The sequence below is a fragment of the Brachybacterium rhamnosum genome, assembly GCF_039526185.1.
GTDB lineage: Bacteria > Actinomycetota > Actinomycetes > Actinomycetales > Dermabacteraceae > Brachybacterium > Brachybacterium rhamnosum.
In genome coordinates, this window is record NZ_BAAAIS010000002.1 from 1,165,051 (window position 1) to 1,182,685 (window position 17,635).

The window sequence follows — 17,635 nt, forward strand, 5'->3', positions numbered from 1 at the left end:
GCGCCGTCCCCCTGCGCACCGGCATCCGCCGATCAGGGGCACGGGACGTCCGCGCGCAGAAGTCCTCGATACGGGAGGGACGTGCGCGAAGAGGTCCCGTGACCGGCCCCGCCGCGGACCCGACTGTCCGATTGCGCGTCCCAGTTCCGTTCGTGGAACTCCGGCGCGCAATCGGACAGTGAGGGGGCGGGGCCGGGGGCTCGGGCCGGGGCCGGGGCGCGGCCGCGGGGCGGGGGCCGGGTCGTGGCGCATCGGGAGCCGGCCCGGCCGGGGCCGTGGAGGGCGCGCACGGCTCGGCCCGCTACCCTGGCCCGCGTGAACCGTCCCTTCCAGCGCATCGTCATCGTCGTCCTCGCCCTGCTGCTCGTGATCCCCGCCGGGATCCTCGGCATCGGGCAGCTGACGGGCGGCAGCGGCGATCCCACGGCCGGGACCGCGACGGAGTCCACCGAGGACCCGCGCCCCACCATGGACCCGGCGGATCAGACCCCGCGGCCCGAGGTCGCGAAGCCCGAGGCGCCCGCGGTGATGAAGGAGCAGACCGCCGAGGGCGCGCAGGCCACGCTCACCTACCTCCTGGACTCGTACACGTACATGATGACCACGGGGGACACGTCGCTCTGGGAGGCGTCGATCGACCAGGACTGCTCGGTGTGCACGTCCTTCCTCGACAACGCGACCACCCTGCACGAGCAGGACGGCTACCTCGTGGGCGGCGAGTTCACCGTGCACGGCACGACCTTCGAGGGGTCGGGGGAGCCGCCCGCGAGCGGCACCGTCGTCGCGGACTTCGAGGAGGCGGAGAGCACTCTCGTGGACGACCCCTCCCGCGTGCCGTACTCGCTCGAGTCGGTCTCCGGGCAGCTGAGCGCGAAGCTCATCTGGGACGGTGACCGCTGGCGCGTCGCGGACATGTCCCTCACCCCGGACGAGGACTCCGCCGCCTCCGACGCGGGCGGCGCGTCGGACGCGGGCTCCGCCGGCTGAGCCCCACCCCCGCCCGCCGCGACCGCCCCGGTCGGCCCCCGCCCCGTCGGCCGCGCCCCGTCCTCCCTCCGACGTCCTCCGCCGGACACCTGTCTCGAATCCCCAGCGCCCCCTCAGCGAGCGCACGCGGATGTCAGTAGGCTCGGCGGGGTCGTGCGTGCGCACGCACGACGCGTGAGAGGAACCCCTGTGCCGCTGCTCCGTCTCGTCCTGCGCTCGCTGCGCCCCTACTGGCTCTGGATCGCGCTGGTGGTCGTCTTCCAGATCATCGGCGTGCTCGCCTCGCTCTACCTGCCCACCCTCAACGCCGACATCATCGACGACGGCGTCGCGAAGGCCGACGTCGACCGGATCTGGGAGCTCGGGCGGATCATGCTCGTGATCTCGCTGGGCTACATCGTCGCGCTCGTCGCCGCGAACTTCTTCAGCGCCCGCTCCGCGATGTGCGTGGGCCAGGACCTCCGCAGGAAGGTCTTCGGCCAGGTCGCGACGTTCTCCCCGCGCGAGATGGACCGCTTCGGCACGCCCTCGCTCATCACCCGCTCCACGAACGACGTGCAGCAGGTGCAGATGCTCGTCTTCTTCTCCCTGAACTTCCTGGTGCAGGCGCCGGTGACGGGGATCGGCGGCGTGGTGCTCGCGCTGCGCGTCGAGCCCGGCATGGCGTGGCTGATCGCGGTGATGGTGCCGGTCATGCTGCTCGCCGTCGGGTTCATCATCGCGCGCGCCGCCCCGCTGTTCCGTCGCATGCAGGGCGTGATCGACCAGATCAACGGGGTGCTGCGCGAGCAGATCACCGGCATCCGCGTGCTGCGCGCCTTCGTGCGCGAGGACCGCGAACGGGAGCGCTACGGCGTCGTCAACGACGAGGTCACGGACCTGAACCGCCGGATCGGCCTGCTCATGATCACGATGCAGCCGATCATCATGCTGATCCTCAACATGTCCACCGTGGTCGTGCTGCTCGTCGCGGCGCCGCGCATCGACTCCGGGCAGATGGAGGTCGGCTCGATCACCGCTTTCATCGCCTACCTCATGCAGATCCTCATCGCGGTCATGATGGCGACCTTCATGACGATGATGGTGCCGCGCGCGATGGTCTCCGCGGAGCGCATCGGCGAGGTCCTCGAGACCACCACGACCGTCGTGCAGCGGGAGGACGGCGTGCGCGAGCTGAGCGGCCCCCTCGAGCTGACCTTCGAGGATGTCTCCTTCACCTACCCGGGGGCCGAGCGCCCGGTGCTCGAGAACATCTCCTTCAGCGCCCGCGCCGGGCAGACCGTCGCGATCATCGGCGGCACCGGCGCCGGCAAGACGACGCTCGTGAACCTCGTCCCGCGGCTGTCCGACGTCACCTCCGGGCGGGTCCTGCTGGGCGGCGTGGACATCCGCGAGCTCGACGCGCAGGTGCTCTGGGACCGGATCGGCCTCGTCCCGCAGCGCCCCTACCTGTTCTCCGGCACCGTCGGCTCGAACCTCCGCTTCGGCAATCCGGAGGCGAGCGACGAGGAGCTCTGGCACGCGCTCACCGTCGCCCAGGGCCGTGACTTCGTCGCCGCGATGCCGCAGGAGCTGGACTCGCCGATCGCCCAGGGCGGCACGAACGTCTCCGGCGGTCAGCGGCAGCGGCTGTGCATCGCCCGCGCGCTCGCCGCGAAGCCGTCGGTCTACCTCTTCGACGACTCCTTCAGCGCGCTGGACCTCACGACCGACGCCCGCCTGCGCACCGCGCTCGCCCCCGAGACCCGGGACGCGCTCGTGCTGATCGTCGCCCAGCGTGTCACCACCATCACCGGCGCCGACCTCATCCTCGTGCTCGAGCACGGGAGGGTCGTCGCGCAGGGCACCCACGCCGAGCTGCTCGAGGGCTCGGAGACCTATCGCGAGATCGTGCGCTCCCAGGGCGTCGAGGAGGAGGTGGCGTGATGAGCGAGCAGAAGCACGCATCCACCCCTGCGGCCGGGGACGAGGCCGAGGTCGCCGCGGAGATCGCGAGCGAGAAGGACGCCTCGCGCGGGCTGCGCCCGGGGCAGAGCGCGAAGAGCTTCTGGCCCTCCGCGAAGCGCCTGGTCCGTGAGATCGGACCGGAGCGGAAGTACCTCGTCCTCGCGATCGCCATCGGCGTCGTCTCCGTGGCGCTGAACGTCGTGGGACCGAAGATCCTGGGCCGCGCGACGGACCTCATCTTCTCCGGGCTGATCTCGAGGGAGCTCCCCGCGGGCGCCGATCCGGCGCAGGTCATCGCCCAGATGCGCGCCTCGGGCGAGGAGAAGATGGCGGACATGCTCTCCGGCATGACGCTCACGCCGGGACAGGGCATCGACTTCACGGCGCTCTACCAGGTGCTCGCCCTCGCGACCGGCCTGTACATCGCCGCCTCGTTGCTGATGTGGCTGCAGGGCGTCGCGCTGAACCGGCTGCTGGTGCGGATGGTCTCGCGGCTGCGCCGCCAGGTCGAGGAGAAGCTGCACCGCCTGCCGCTCGCGTACTTCGACCGGATGAAGCGCGGCGAGATCCTCTCCCGCGTCACCAACGACATCGACAACATCCAGAACACCCTCATGAACACCGTGACGGGGCTCGTGAACTCGATCCTCACGGTGATCGGCGTGCTCGTCATGATGCTGACGATCTCGGGGCGGCTCACGCTCATCGCGCTCGCCGTGATCCCGGTGGCGTTCCTCATCACGGCCGTCGTCGGCAAGCGCGCGCAGAAGCTCTTCGCCCAGCAGTGGGACGCGACGGGCGCGCTGAACGGCGAGGTCGAGGAGGCCTTCACGGGCCACGAGCTGATCACCGTGTTCGGCCGGCGCCGCGAGGTGGCCGAGCAGTTCGAGCGGTCCAACGGCCGCCTGTTCACGGCCACCTTCGGCGCCCAGTTCGTCTCCTCGCTGATCATGCCGTTCATGCTGTTCGTGGGGAACCTGTCCTACGTCGCGATCGCGATCGTGGGCGGTCTGCGGATCATCTCGGGGCAGATGACCCTCGGAGACGTGCAGGCGTTCATCCAGTACTCGCGCCAGTTCACGCAGCCGCTCAGCCAGGTCGCCTCGATGGCGACGATGCTGCAGTCCGGCGTCGCGAGCGCGGAGCGGGTCTTCGAGCTGCTGGACGCGGGGGAGCAGGAGCCGGAGACCGCGGATCCCCGCGCCGTCGCCGGGATCCGCGAGGGCCGCGTCGAGTTCGAGCACGTGCGCTTCTCCTACACGCCGGAGCGCGAGCTGATCCGGGACCTGTCCCTCGTCGCGGATCCGGGGCACACGGTCGCGATCGTGGGGCCGACGGGCGCGGGGAAGACGACCCTCGTGAACCTCGTGATGCGCTTCTACGAGATCGACGGCGGACGGATCACGATCGACGGCGTCGACATCCGCGATCTCACGCGCGCGCAGCTGCGCTCCCGCACCGGCATGGTCCTTCAGGACACGTGGCTGTTCGAGGGCACGATCCGGGAGAACATCCGCTACGGCCGGCTCGACGCGACCGACGACGAGGTGCTCGAGGCGGCGCGCGCCACCCATGTCGACGACTTCGTGCGGCAGCTGCCGGAGGGCTACGACACGGTCGTGGACGACGACGGCACGTCGATCTCCGCGGGCGAGAAGCAGCTGCTGACGATCGCCCGCGCGTTCCTCGCCCGGCCGAGCCTGCTGATCCTCGACGAGGCGACCTCGAGCGTGGACACGCGCACCGAGGTGCTCGTGCAGAACGCGATGAACCGCCTCCGGGAGGGTCGCACCTCCTTCGTCATCGCGCACCGCCTCTCGACGATCCGCGACGCGGAGCTGATCCTCGTCATGGAGAGCGGGGACATCGTCGAGCAGGGCTCCCACGAGGAGCTGCTCGCGGCGGGCGGCGCGTACGCCCGTCTGTACCGCTCGCAGTTCGAGGGAGCGACGTCGGATCCGGACGCGGAGGTCCCGGTCACGGGGGAGACGGGCGCGACGGAGCCGGCCCCGGTCACGGGCGAGGTGCCGACGACGACCGGCGGGATCGCCCCCGCGCTCTGAGCCCGCGGGAGGTCTGGTCGCACGGGAGGGCGCTGCGCCCGGACGCGGATCACGGTGCGGTCTCGGCGCGGGGGAGCGCCGGACGGCGGGGACGGCCGACGGTAGCGTCGGCCGTCCCCGCGCGACGTCGGGCCGTGAGGCACAGACCTCACGGATTTGTCGTCATGCACCGTTATGCATAAGGTTCCATCCGTGATCCCCACCCGACCCCGGCGGCGCAGCCTCCTCCGCGCGCTGCCCCTCGCCCTCGGCGGCGCGGCCCTCGCGCCTGCGCTCGCCGCCTGCACCGACGCCTCCGTGCGCCTGGACGCCGAGTCGAACGCGATCCCCACGATCGACCTCTCCGGCATCGAGGAGCGGCAGGACCTCGCCGAGCTCGTCCCCGCCGCGATCCGCGAGCGCGGCGAGCTCGTCAACGGCGCCGCCCTGAACTACGCCCCCGGCGAGTTCGTCGGCTCCGACGGGCAGGCCGTCGGCTACGACATGGACGTCCTCGCGGCGATCGGCAAGGTGCTGGGCCTGACGACCCGCACCGAGTCCGCGGTGTTCGCGCAGATCATCCCCTCGATCGGCTCGAAGTACGACGTCGGCATCTCGAGCTTCACCATCAACCCCGAGCGCCTCGAGCAGGTCTCGATGGTGTCCTACTTCGCCGCCGGCATGAGCTACGCCGTGAAGTCGGGGAACCCGTACGGGATCACGCCGCCGGACCTGTGCGGCACGCGCGTCGCCCACCAGGTCGGCACCTACATGGACGATGTCGTCGTCGAGCGGGACGCCGAGTGCCGCGACGGCGGCGGCAAGGGCATCGTGGACCAGCCCTACGTCGGCAACGCGGACGCCGCGACCGCCGTCGCCGGCGGCAAGGCCGACGTCCTCATCGGCGACTCGCCCGTCGTCGCCTACGCCGTGGACCGCTCGCGCGGCACCCTCGAGCAGGTGGGCGAGATCGAGGACGCCGCCCTCAACGGCATCGTCGTCGCCAAGGACCAGCCCGACCTGGCCGAGGCGATCCGCGGCGCCGTCCAGCACCTCATCGACTCGGGCACCCTCCGCGAGATCCTCGCGGCCTGGGGGAACGAGACCGGCATGATCGAGACCTCGGAAGTGGACCCGCAGCAGTGAGCACACAGACCCCCGCCGCCCCCGCCGCCCGGCGCCCCGCCGATCCGATCCCGGGTCGGATCCGCGCCAAGCGGCCGCCCCGCCCCGGCACCTGGATCAGCGCTGTGATCGTCGCGCTGCTCGTGCTGGGTCTCGCGAACTTCCTCGTCACGAACCCCGTCTTCGACTGGGGGACCGTCGCGACCTTCATCCTCGACGTCAAGGTCGTCCAGGGAGTCGGCTGGACGCTCCTGATCACCGTGCTGTCGATGATCCTCGGCACCGCGATCGCGCTCACCGCGGCGATCATGCGCCGCAGCGAGAATCCCGTGCTGCGGGGCGTGAGCTGGGCGTACATCTTCGTCTTCCGCGGCACCCCCGTGTACACGCAGCTCGTGTTCTGGGGTCTGTTCACGGTGATCGTCCCCAAGGTCGTGCTCGGCGTGCCCTTCGGCCCGGAGCTGTTCTCGTTCTCGACCCGTGACTACTTCCCGGCCTTCTGGGCGGCGGTCGTGGGCCTCGCGCTCAACGAGGGCGCGTACCTCGCGGAGATCATCCGCTCGGGCCTGAACTCGGTGGACAAGGGGCAGACGGAGGCGTCCAAGGCGCTCGGCATGAGCAACGGGAAGATCCTGCGGCGTATCATCATCCCGCAGGCCATGCGCGTTATCGTGCCGCCGCTGGGCAACGAGACCATCGGCATGCTGAAGACGACCTCGCTCGTCCTCGCGGTGCCCTTCACGCTGGATCTGACCTTCGCCTCGAACGCGATCGCGAACAAGCTCTACGCGCCGATCCCGCTGCTCATCGTCGCGGCCCTGTGGTATCTCGCGATCACGAGCGTGCTCATGGTGGGCCAGCACTTCCTGGAGCGGTACTTCGGCCGCGGCTTCGACGACCGCACCGGCTCACCCGCCGCGAAGCGCTCCCGCCAGTCCGCGGTGAACCGCGCCGGCACGACCCCCAAGGACTCGCTCCCGGAGGTGGAGCTCTGATGACGACCGCGCCCCAGAACACCCCGTCGCCGAACGGTCCGTCCCCGTCGGCCGACGGGGCGATGACCGCTCCCGCCGCCGGGGCGACCCCTGCGGCGAGCATCACGCCGACCCCGCTGATCAGCCTCGAGGGCATCCACAAGGCCTTCGGCGACCTTCATGTGCTCAAGGGCTGCGACCTCGAGGTCGCGGCCGGTGAGGTCACAGTGCTGATCGGCCCCTCGGGCTCCGGCAAGTCCACGCTGCTGCGCTGCATCAACCAGCTCGAGGAGCCCACCGCGGGCCGTGTCCGCATCGCCGGCGTGACCCAGGGCTACGCCGAGGAGCCCCTCGCGGACGGCCGCTGGCAGAAGCTCCCCTCCGGGCAGATCGCCCGGCAGCGCTCGCGGATCGGCATGGTCTTCCAGCGCTTCCACCTCTTCCCGCACATGACGGCGCTCGAGAACGTCATGGAGGCGCCGATCCAGGTGCTGGGCCGGGGGAAGGCGGAGGCGAAGGAGGCGGCGCTCGCGCTCCTGGACCGCGTGGGCCTCGGGGATCGCGCGGACCACTACCCCTCGGAGCTCTCCGGCGGCCAGCAGCAGCGTGTCGCGATCGCCCGCGCCCTGGCGATGGAGCCCGAGCTGATGCTCTTCGACGAGCCCACCTCGGCCCTGGATCCCGAGCTCGTGGCGGAGGTGCTCTCCGTCCTCAAGGAGCTCGCCGAGGGCGGCATGACAATGATCGTCGTGACCCACGAGATGGGCTTCGCCCGCGAGGTCGCCGACCAGGTGGTGTTCATGGACGATGGTCTGATCGTCGAGCAGGGCACCCCGGAGCAGGTCATCGACCACCCCGGGTCCGAGCGGCTGAAGGGCTTCCTCGCCTCGGTCCTCTGACCTACTCCTCCGACGGAGGCACGACCTACCCCGCGCCGCGCGTCGCCCGTCGGCCAGGGGGCGATCCGAGCACGGCCGTGTCCCGACCCGACTCGAGGTCGGTCCGTCTTTCTGAAAGGCGGGTCATCATGTACATGATGACCAGTCTTTTCGTGGGAGGCCCCGTCCGGTCGGCGGGGTAGCGCTCGATCCTGGCTCCCTGGCTCCCTGGCTCCCTGGCTCCCTGGCTCCCTGGCTCGCTGGCTCCCTGGCTCCCTGGCTCCCTGGCTCGCTGGCCTGCTCGCATCGCCGGTGCCGCCTCGCCTCGACCGGCCCGGTTCGACTCCGCTCGGGCCCCGGTGCCGCCCCTTCCGCGTCGTCCTGTCCCGTCACGCCCGACCTGCGGCGGAGGGGCCGACGCACGACGCCCGCCACGGGCCCGGCCGCTGCGAGGCGGAGGGCCGACGGCGGGCGTCGGGGTCGGGGTGATCGGGGTCGGTGGCCGGGAGCCGAGGCTCGGCCCGTCGGCCGCTGTGGCCCCGATGGTCACCACTCGAGGATCTGCCAGCGCTTCTTCTTCGCGAGCGAGAACAGGCCCAGGTCCGGGTTGATGGCGGTGGGGGTGCCCACGAGCTCGAGCCAGGCGGCGTCCGCGAGGGAGTCGCCGTAGCCGGAGGAGACCGAGAGATCCGCGCCCTGCCCGTCGGCGTACTTCAGCAGCCAGTTCCCGCGGGCCTCGTCGACCAGCGGGGGAGTGGCGAGGTAGCCGGTGAGCACGCCGTCGGCGTCGGCGTCCATCGGGGTGGCGATGACGTCGTCGAAGAGGTCGCGCAGCGGCTCGACGAGCAGGTCGAGCGCGCCGGAGACGAGCACGGTGCGGTGACCCGCGGCGCGGTGGCGCTCGATGAGCTCGAGGGCCTCCGGCCGGATCGAGGCCCGGATGCGGGTGCCCAGCTCGCCCTGCATGAGCGCACGCAGCTCCTCGGCGCGGTAACCCTTGTACCGGCGGTTGACCATGCGGATCAGCTCGGAGCGGTCACGCTGGTCCGCCCGCAGGTACCCCGGCACCGAGGCGAGCACGGCCGCGATCTCCCCGGGCCACTCGCGGCGCGGGCGGGTCGCCCGGACCACGTCGACGTACTGGCGCACCACGTTGGACGCGATGACCGTGCCGTCGAGGTCGAAGACGGCGAGGGCGCCCGGCTTCTCCGTGATCTCGACCGGGCGGCCCGCACGGCTGCGCAGGGCGGCCTTGCGGCGCGAGTACGCCTTGGTGAGCTCCGTGATGGCGGGGAGGTGGTGGTTGCGGAAGAAGTCCGACCAGTCGATGTCGTGCACGTCGAAGTCGTGCTCCGCGAGGAAGGAGGCCGGCAGCTCCTCGCGCAGGGCGCGGGTGTTCGCGTCGTCGAAGACCATCTCCGTCTTCGTGTACAGCCGGTACAGCTCGATGTACTTGCGCAGCGTGGTCAGGCCCGAGGTGGCCTTGTGCAGCTGGGTCGTCCAGGCGCGCGTCCGCGTCGTGGCGGGGAGCTGGGCGACGACCGCCGCTCCCGCCTTGGCGCTGAGCTCCTTGATCCGGAAGCGCTGCTCGATCATCTCCACCGCGGGGAAGCTCCACTCGGGGACGGCGATCTTCTCGCCCTTCTCGTCCTCGAGGGGGTGCTCCAGGAAGTAGCTCCGCACGGCCGAGAACATCACGTGCAGCGGCAGCGGGTTCGAGGCGCCGGAGACCACCTGGTAGTAGGCGTCGTCACCGCGCCGGGAGACGTCCTGCGTGGCGAGGGCGACGATCACGTTGACGACGAAGTCCACCGGGATGACGTCGAGGATCGAGTCGGCCAGGCCCGGGAACTCGGGCAGCATGCCGCGGCCGTACGCCATGATCAGCGGGTCGGCGACCTTGTAGCCGTCGATCCAGCCCGGGTAGGGGCTGCGCAGCGCCGACTCGATGATCGAGGGGCGCACCACGGAGAGGCGATGGCCGTTCCCGGCCCAGAGCTCCTCGGCCACGCGCTCGGCCATGGCCTTGGTGAAGGTGTAGATGTCGGTCCAGCCCACGGACTGGGCGCGGGTGCGGCCGAAGTCCACGAGCCGCTCGTCCACCCAGGCGCTGCGGGCGTCCTCCGCGGCGGAAGCGACGGCCTTGGGGCCCATGCGGCCGTCGCGCAGGCGGGCGCTGCGCATCTGGCCGCGCAGGGTCTCGGGCCGGCGGCTCTCCGCCTCGACGCGCTCGCGGGCCGCGAGGGCGGCATCGAACTCGGTGCGCCAGTCGACGGTGTGGTCGAGGCTGCCCTCCTGGCGCAGGCCCTTGGCCGCGCCGCCCACGTAGGCGGTCGAGACGTGGATGACGTGCGGGTCCTGGCCGGAGGCGAGGAGCGCCTCGTAGAGGTTGCGCGCGCCGCCCACGTTCGTGCGGAACGCCTCGTCGATCGGCGGGTCGAAGGAGACCGAGGACGCGGAATGGATCACGACGTCGAGCGGTCGGTCGATCGCGGGCATGTCGGTGAGGTCGCCCTCGAGCACGTCCACGCGCGAGCGGAAGACGTCGGCCGCCTTCTCGCGGTCGCCGCCGCCGACCTTCTCCACCCAGGTCGCGAAGACGGGCTTGCGCAGCAGGCCCTCGAGGCGCTTCGCGCCGGGGACGGAGCCCTTGGGGCGGATCACGGCGGTGACGTGCGTGTCCTCGGTGGTCTCGAGGAGGCTGCGCAGCACGGCCTGGCCCAGGAACCCGGTGACACCCGTGAGCAGGATCCTCCGCTTCCCGGTGGTCGGATCGCCGGCCGTGGCGGTCGCGGCGGGGGCGGGGGTGGTGTTCGACATGGGATCCCTCGGTGGACGGTGGGGCGTGTGCGGCGCGGCGGCCGCCCGGGGTTCCCGGGGGCGGCGTTCCTGCGCCCTCACACGCCCGCCGGAAGCGTTGGTGCAGGTCATCCCTGCGCAGGTCAGGGCGGGTCTAGTGTATCGTAGCCGCCATGCACAGGGCCCTGATCACCGGCGGCACCGCAGGCATCGGGGCCGCGTTCGCACGAGCATTCGCGGCGCGCGGGACGGACCTCGTCCTCGTCGCCCGGCACCCCGATCGGCTCGCGGAGGTCGCCGCCTCTCTCACCGAGACCTACGGCGTGCACGTCGAGACCGTCGCCGCGGACCTCTCCGACCGTGACGCGCAGCAGCGCGTCGCCGACCGCCTCGAGGCCGCGGCCGATCCGGTCGACGTCTTCGTCAACAACGCCGGCTTCTCCGTGCGCTCCTCCCTGCTCGACGAGGACCTCTCGCAGCACGACCTCGGCTTCGAGGTCATGATCCGGGCGGTCCTCAAGCTGGGCGGCGCCGCGGGCCGCGGCATGAGCGCGCGGGGCGGCGGCTGGATCGTCAACGTCGGCTCCGTGAGCTCGCTCGTCACGCAGAACAACTACTCCGCCATCAAGGCCTGGGTGGGCAACTTCTCCGAGTCCCTCGGCGTGCAGCTCTCCGGAACCGGTGTGAGGGTCACGTGCCTCATGCCCGGCTGGGTGCGCACGGAGTTCCACTCGCGCGCGGGGATCAAGGGCTCCTCGATCCCCGGGCCGCTGTGGCTGGACGCGGACTTCCTCGTCGAGCAGTGCCTGCGCGACGTGGCGCGGGGGCGCCCCGTCTCGATCCCGAGCCTCCGCTGGAAGGCGATCGTCGCCGTGCTGCGCACCACGCCGCGCGGCCTCGTGGCGAACCTCAGCTCGCTGCTCACCCACCGCCGCGACAAGGAGCGCTGAGCATGGCGGAGCAGGGCCCGCGCCAGGACCCCCGCGGCGAGCGGAAGCCGGGCCTGCTGGCCTCGCTCTCCGCCCGTTCCCGCGGTGAGGGCTGGGAGGCCCCGGAGGGGGACCTCGCCAAGTACCGCTCGCGCACGCGCTCCGCCCTGCGCTTCGTGCTGCAGCGCGGCGTGTTCCGCATCGTGGTGAGCGCCGCGATCACGCCGCGCACGATCGTCCACCGCCGCGTGCGCACCGTGCGCGGACCGTTCGTGCTGGTCGCGAACCATTCGAGCCACACCGACGCGCCGATGCTCGCCCAGGGGCTGCCGTGGGCGCAGGCGCGCTACCTCTCCACCGGCGTCGCCGCGGACTACTTCTTCCGGGTCTGGTACCGGCGGATCTTCGTGCGCGCGCTGTTCAACGCGTTCCCGATCGACCGTGACGGCTCGCGCAAGAACTCCGGCTTCTCCCGGCGCCTGCTGCGCTCGGGGGTGCCGATCCTGGTGTTCCCCGAGGGGACGCGCCAGCAGACCGGCCGCATCGGCTCCTTCAAGCCGGGCGGCGCCGCGCTCGCGATCGGCGTGGGGGTCCCCGTGATCCCCGCCGCGATGGTGGGCGCCTACGAGGCCATGCCCAAGGGGCGCAGCTGGCCCGTCCCCGGCCGCCCGCCCGTCGGCGTGGTCTACGGGGAGCCGATGCTCGCCGAGGAGGGCGAATCGGCCGTCGCGTTCACCGCGCGCATCCGGGACCGGGTGCAGTCGCTGTACGACGACAACTACGAGGAGATCCTGGGGCATCCGCACCCGGGGACAGAGGAGTCCGCATGACCGCACCGATCGCCGCCGCCGACGTCACCCGACACAAGTGGTGGGGATGGGGGCAGGACGACGTCGCCTTCTCCGTGACGAACCGCCCGGCCTTCATCGACCTCGCGCGCAACGAGATCGGCATCGATCTCGCGAACGCGCCGGACCCGGTGGCGCCGGTGCTCACGGACCACGAGGTGCCCGCGACGCGGCTCCCCGGCGCGGTGCGCGAGCAGCTCGCGCAGGCACTGGGCGAGGACGCGATCCGGGACGACGACGAGCACCGGGTGCTGCACTCCTTCGGCCGTTCGCTGCCGGACCTGTTCCGCGTGCGCACGGGCGCCTTCGAGCGCCTCGTCGACGCCGTGGTCTACCCGGGGAGCGAGGAGGACGTCGCCGCGGTGCTGCGGATCGTCCTCGAGCACGACCTCGTCCTCATCCCCTACGGCGGCGGCACCTGCATCTCCGGCTCGGTCACCCCCGACGCCGAGGAGCAGCGCCCGATCCTCACGATGAACCTGGGCCGGCTCTCCCGGATCCTCGAGATCGACGACACCTCGGGCCTCGCGCGGGTGCAGGCCGGCATGTACGGGCCGGACATGGAGGCGGAGCTCAACGAGAAGGGCTGGACCGTCGGCCACTTCCCGGACTCCTTCACCTTCTCCACCGTGGGCGGCTGGGCGGCGACCCGCTCCTCCGGCATGCAGTCGGACAAGTACGGCGACATCGAGGACATCGCGCGCGGGCTGCGGCTCGTGCACCCCGACGGCGTCGCCGTCACGAAGGCGATCCCGGGCCGCGACTCGGGCCCCAGCGTCCACGAGATGATCCTCGGCTCGGAGGGTCGCCTCGGCGTGATCACCGAGGTCACCGTGCAGGTGCACCGCTCCGCGCCGGTGCGCCAGGTGATCGGCTACATGTACCCGGACTGGGAGCACGGGATCCGCGGCATGCACGCGATCGCCCGCTCCACCGACGTCACACCGACCTTCACCCGGCTCTCCGACGGGCCCGAGACGAAGTTCTCCCTCGCCCTCTCCTCGAAGACGCCGACGACGACGAAGTCGAAGGTTTCCGCGAAGGTGCAGGACGGCCTGTTCGCCTACCTGCGCTCGCAGGGCTGGGACACGTCCGAGGAGATGTGCCTGAGCTACGTCTGCTTCGAGGGATCGAAGGCCTCCGTCGAGCAGCAGAAGTCGATCGTCAAGAAGATCGTCAAGGCGAACGGCGGCGTGACCCTCGGCGCGAGCGTCGGCAAGGTCTACGACCAGAAGAAGTTCGACACCCCCTACCTGCGCGACTTCCTGCTGGGCCACCAGGTCTTCGGCGACGTGTGCGACACCGGGGCGACCTGGTCGAGCATCAATGAGGTCCACACGAAGGTCTACGAGGCCTTCGAGGAGGTGCAGCGCGGCCAGGACCTGCCGGGCTTCATGTTCTGCCACATGTCCCACAGCTACCACGCCGGCGCTTGCCTCTACTTCACCTTCGCGTTCCCCTACTCGAGCGAGGAGCAGGCGCTCGAGCAGTACTACCGCGCGAAGGAGGCCGTGCAGCAGACCTTCGTGGACCTCGGCTCGACGGTCTCCCACCACCACGCGGTGGGCGTCGAGCACCGGCCCTGGATCACCGAGGACATCGGCGAGGTGGGCGTGCGGATGGTCGAGGGCCTGTTCGCGGACAACGACCCGGGGCGGAACCTCAACCCCGGCAAGATCGTCGCGTCCTGAGCGCGGGGGCCCGGCGATGAGCGTGCTCGTGCTGCGGCACGGCGAGTCCACGGCGAACGTGGAGGGCGTCATCGTCTCCTCCCCGGGGGCGCGCGCGCTCACCGAGGTGGGGCTCTCTCGCCGCGGCCGTGAGCAGGCCGCGGAGGCCGGCCGACGTGCCCGCGAAGCGGGCTTCGACGCGGGCACCATCGTGCTGAGCAGCGACTTCGCCCGTGCGGCGGAGACCGCCGCGGTGTTCGCCGCGGAGCTCGGCGCCCGCGGGGCGCGGATCGATGCGCGGCTGCGGGAGCGGGACTTCGGGCCCTTCGACGAGGGGCCCGCCTCCGCCTACGACGACATCTGGGCGGCGGACGCCGCGGGCCGCAGCGGCGAGCACGGGGTCGAGCCCGTGGCGTCGGTGGCCCGCCGGGTGGGCGCGGTGCTCGCGGAGGCCGATGCGCTCGCCGCCGACGGCCGCTCCGTGGTGCTCGTGGCCCACGGGGACGTGCTCCAGATCGCCCTCGCCCTCAGGGAGGGACGGGACCCGCACGAACATCGCGAGGTGCCGCACCTGGGCAACGCCGAGCTGCGGGAGCTGGGCCCGGCGCGGCCGGTCCCGGCCGACGCGTCGGCGCGGGCGTGAGCGCGCGACGATGAGCGTACCGACGCGAGGCGGCCAGGGCGCGGGCGGCACGGGCAGTGCCTGCGGTGCCGGTCGGGCCCTGCTGGTGGTGCGGGGGGACGTGGACGAGGTGCGCGCCCGCCTCGCAGCCTTCGTCGCGGAGCGAGGCTGGCGGGTCACGGACGAGCCGGGGGAGGAGCTGCTGCTCGAGCGCGGCAGCCGCGGCCGGACGATCGTCCTGGGATCCCTCGCGGGCCGTGCCTTCTACCTGAGCGCCCGGATCGGCACCCGGGCGGGGGAGGGCGGCACGCTCGTGGAGCACCGCTGGGGCGCGGGGGCGGGCCTCGTGCTGGGCGGCACCCTGGGCCGGGCCCGTGCGGCGCGCGCCCATGCGGAGCTCTCCCAGGCGCTGGAGTCGGCGCTCCGCGAGCAGGGGCTGCTGGTGCAGGTGCGCCGCGAGGGCTGAGCGCCCGGGGAAGAGGAAGAGGTTCCCTCGCCATTGAGGGAACCTCCGGACGACCATAGTCCAGGATCCGTGCGAACCAGGTCACACCACGGTCACGTTTTCCGTTACTACCTGGTCATTTGCTGTCGGGCTGCCCATGCTCCCCGGTCGTCGCGCGCCCCGGGCCTTGACTCCTGGGCACGTGGGAATCCGTCCCGGCGTGTCGCACCCTGCGGCGCCGCCCGCCCCTACGATGGATCGGACCGCATCGGCGCGGGCACGCCGCGCCCCGGAACCCACCACGAAGGGCATCCCCCATGACTCAGGGCAGCACCACCCTGCGCGTCGCCGTCTTCGGCGAGAACCGGCACGAGAAGGTCGACCCGCGCGTCCAGGAGCTCTATCCCGACGGCATGCACACGACGATCGCCGAGGCGCTGCGCAGCACCCTCGCGGCCGACGGCGTCGACGCCGAGGTGCGCGTGGCCCTGCTCGACGACATCGAGGAGTCCCTCTCCGAGGAGGCCCTCGCCCGGACCGACGTCCTCACCTGGTGGGGCCACATGGCCCACGACGACGTGCCCGATGAGATCGCCGAGCGCGTCGCCCGCCGCGTGCGCGAGGGCATGGGCCTGGTCCCGCTGCACTCCGCCCACTACTCCAAGGTGTTCCGCCTCCTCATGGGCACCTCGTGCAACCTGCTGTGGCGCAACGACGGCGACGAGGAGCGGGTCTGGACCGTGAACGGCTCCCATCCGATCACCCGCGGAGTGCCGCACCCGATCGTCATCCCCGAGCAGGAGATGTACGGCGAGATGTTCGACATCCCCGCCCCGGACGAGCTCGTCTTCGTCTCCTCCTTCAGCGGCGGCGAGGTGTTCCGCTCCGGCTGCTGCTTCCGTCGCGGCAAGGGCAAGGTCTTCTACTTCAGCCCCGGCGACCAGGAGTACCCCGTCTACCACCAGGCGGAGATCCAGCGCGTGCTCGCCAACGCCGTGCAGTGGGCCCGCCCCGAGCCCCGCGAGATCGCCCCCGTGAAGATCGCCAATGCGCCCCGCGACTGGTACCGCGACGAGGAGACCACCCGTGTCATCTGAGAGCACCGCGCACGCGGCCCGCGTCGGGGCGGCCGTCCCCACGTCGACCCGCTCCGCCGAGGCGGATCCGAACGCCGCGCTCGCCGCCGCCGCGGGGCAGGAGCCGCTGCGCGCGGTCGTCGTGGGCGCCGGCGGCATGGGCCGCTGGTGGGCGCGCGTCATCCACGACAGCCCCATGACCGAGCTCGTGGGCGTCGCGGACCTCGTCCCCGGCATGCCCGAGGAGTCGATCGCGCAGTCCGGCGTCCCGGACCCCTCCGCGGTCGCCGTCGGCACCGACGGCGTGGACCTCGCGCTCGAGGTCGGAGCGGACGTCCTCATCAACCCCACGGTCCCCGTCGCCCATCACCCGGTCACCGTGAAGGCCCTCCACGCGGGCATCCCGGTGCTGGGGGAGAAGCCCGTCACCGAGACGCTCCCGGAGGCGCTGAGCCTCATGGCGCACAGCGAGCTCACGGGCGTGCCGTTCATGGTCTCCCAGTCCCGACGCTTCTTCCCCCAGGTGCGCGAGCTGCGCCGCTTCGTCGCCGCCCACGGGCCGACGGTCCTCACGAGCGCGTTCTTCTCGCTGTTCACCGAGCACGAGGGCTTCCGCGCGCAGCAGCAGCACCCGCTGCTGCGGGACATGGGCATCCACGCCTTCGACACCGCGCGCTACATCACCGGCACCGACCCGATCGCGGTGACGGCGCACGGGGCGAACCCGTCGTGGAGCGTCTACGCCGGGGACGCGACCGTCACCTGCACCTTCGAGATGGCGGGGGCGGACGGCACGGGCTCGCTGTTCGTCTACAACGGGTCCTGGAACGCGCGGGGCCTGCCCACCTACTGGAACAGCGAGTGGCGGATCGGCGCGGAGCACGGCTCGGCGACCTGGGACGGCACCGGTGCGCCCGTGCTCGGCACGGAGGACGAGGAGCGCACGCGGGAGCTGCAGTCCGCCCTCGAGCAGGCGCTCGCGACCCCGGAGCCCGACCAGATCGACGCCTCGATCATCGAGTTCGCGACCGCCCTGCGCGAGGGCCGCACACCCCTGTGCGAGGTGCACGAGAACATCCTCAGCTTCGCCATGGTCGAGGCGGCGGTGGCCTCCGTGGAGCGCGGCACCCGCGTGGTCATCGACGAGCTGCTCGAGGAGGCCCGCGCGGAGGCGATCGCCGCGGAGCTCGATCCGGACGCGCGGGCGATCATGCAGGGCTGGGGATCGGTGCGCGAGGCGCTCACGGTCCGCTGACGGAACTGCTAGGCGCGGGCTGCGTCTCGCCTCCCGAC

At 71.8% G+C, this 17,635-nt stretch carries 14 protein-coding genes; 13 read left to right on the top strand and 1 reads right to left on the bottom strand.

Annotated features, from left to right (window positions below; genetic code table 11):
* Positions 1-315 precede the first annotated feature (315 nt).
* The 6 genes from ABD080_RS07075 (at position 316) to ABD080_RS07100 (ending at position 7,974) form a co-directional block, all read left to right on the top strand.
* Entirely contained in the window at positions 316-987 is a 672-nt protein-coding gene (locus tag ABD080_RS07075) for a DUF6318 family protein (RefSeq protein WP_264451018.1), read from the top strand.
* 189 nt (positions 988-1,176) lie between these two features.
* Positions 1,177-2,913 carry an ABC transporter ATP-binding protein gene (locus tag ABD080_RS07080; protein ID WP_343904206.1) on the top strand — a complete coding sequence of 579 codons (1,737 nt, stop codon included), beginning with the start codon at positions 1,177-1,179 and terminating at the stop codon, positions 2,911-2,913.
* Entirely contained in the window at positions 2,913-4,997 is a 2,085-nt protein-coding gene (locus ABD080_RS07085) for an ABC transporter ATP-binding protein (RefSeq protein WP_343904207.1), read from the top strand. The genes ABD080_RS07080 and ABD080_RS07085 overlap by 1 nt, the downstream gene beginning before the upstream one ends.
* A 192-nt stretch (positions 4,998-5,189) precedes the next feature.
* The gene (locus ABD080_RS07090; RefSeq protein ID WP_343904208.1) at positions 5,190-6,122 is read left to right on the top strand and encodes an ABC transporter substrate-binding protein; all 933 of its coding nucleotides are present in this window, start codon (positions 5,190-5,192) and stop codon (positions 6,120-6,122) included.
* Positions 6,119-7,096 (top strand): amino acid ABC transporter permease, encoded by a 978-nt coding sequence (locus tag ABD080_RS07095; RefSeq protein WP_343904209.1) that lies wholly within the window; start codon positions 6,119-6,121, stop codon positions 7,094-7,096. Before ABD080_RS07090 ends, ABD080_RS07095 begins: the two co-directional genes overlap by 4 nt.
* A gap of 62 nt (positions 7,097-7,158) precedes the next feature.
* On the top strand, positions 7,159-7,974 hold the full coding sequence (locus ABD080_RS07100; protein WP_343904658.1) for an amino acid ABC transporter ATP-binding protein: 816 nt from the start codon (positions 7,159-7,161) through the stop codon (positions 7,972-7,974).
* Between the two features lie 525 nt (positions 7,975-8,499).
* Here ABD080_RS07100 and ABD080_RS07105 read toward each other — a convergent pair.
* Positions 8,500-10,773, bottom strand: coding sequence for an HAD-IB family hydrolase (locus tag ABD080_RS07105; RefSeq protein WP_343904210.1), 2,274 nt, complete (start codon positions 10,771-10,773; stop codon positions 8,500-8,502).
* Between the two features lie 152 nt (positions 10,774-10,925).
* Between ABD080_RS07105 and ABD080_RS07110 the strand changes: the two genes are divergently transcribed.
* From ABD080_RS07110 to ABD080_RS07140, 7 genes are all read left to right on the top strand, one after another.
* The gene (locus tag ABD080_RS07110; RefSeq protein WP_343904211.1) at positions 10,926-11,702 is read left to right on the top strand and encodes an SDR family NAD(P)-dependent oxidoreductase; all 777 of its coding nucleotides are present in this window, start codon (positions 10,926-10,928) and stop codon (positions 11,700-11,702) included.
* A gap of 2 nt (positions 11,703-11,704) precedes the next feature.
* Positions 11,705-12,511 (top strand): lysophospholipid acyltransferase family protein, encoded by an 807-nt coding sequence (locus ABD080_RS07115; protein WP_343904212.1) that lies wholly within the window; start codon positions 11,705-11,707, stop codon positions 12,509-12,511.
* Entirely contained in the window at positions 12,508-14,220 is a 1,713-nt protein-coding gene (locus ABD080_RS07120) for an FAD-binding oxidoreductase (protein WP_343904213.1), read from the top strand. The genes ABD080_RS07115 and ABD080_RS07120 overlap by 4 nt, the downstream gene beginning before the upstream one ends.
* Positions 14,221-14,236: 16 nt before the next feature.
* The gene (locus ABD080_RS07125; RefSeq protein WP_343904214.1) at positions 14,237-14,842 is read left to right on the top strand and encodes a histidine phosphatase family protein; all 606 of its coding nucleotides are present in this window, start codon (positions 14,237-14,239) and stop codon (positions 14,840-14,842) included.
* Between the two features lie 10 nt (positions 14,843-14,852).
* Positions 14,853-15,287 (top strand): hypothetical protein, encoded by a 435-nt coding sequence (locus ABD080_RS07130; RefSeq protein WP_343904215.1) that lies wholly within the window; start codon positions 14,853-14,855, stop codon positions 15,285-15,287.
* 296 nt (positions 15,288-15,583) lie between these two features.
* Positions 15,584-16,363, top strand: a complete 780-nt coding sequence (locus ABD080_RS07135; protein ID WP_259362033.1) for a ThuA domain-containing protein — start codon at positions 15,584-15,586, stop codon at positions 16,361-16,363.
* Complete coding sequence (locus ABD080_RS07140) at positions 16,353-17,597, top strand: Gfo/Idh/MocA family protein (RefSeq protein ID WP_343904216.1); 1,245 nt, start codon at positions 16,353-16,355, stop codon at positions 17,595-17,597. The genes ABD080_RS07135 and ABD080_RS07140 overlap by 11 nt, the downstream gene beginning before the upstream one ends.
* Positions 17,598-17,635 lie beyond the last annotated feature (38 nt).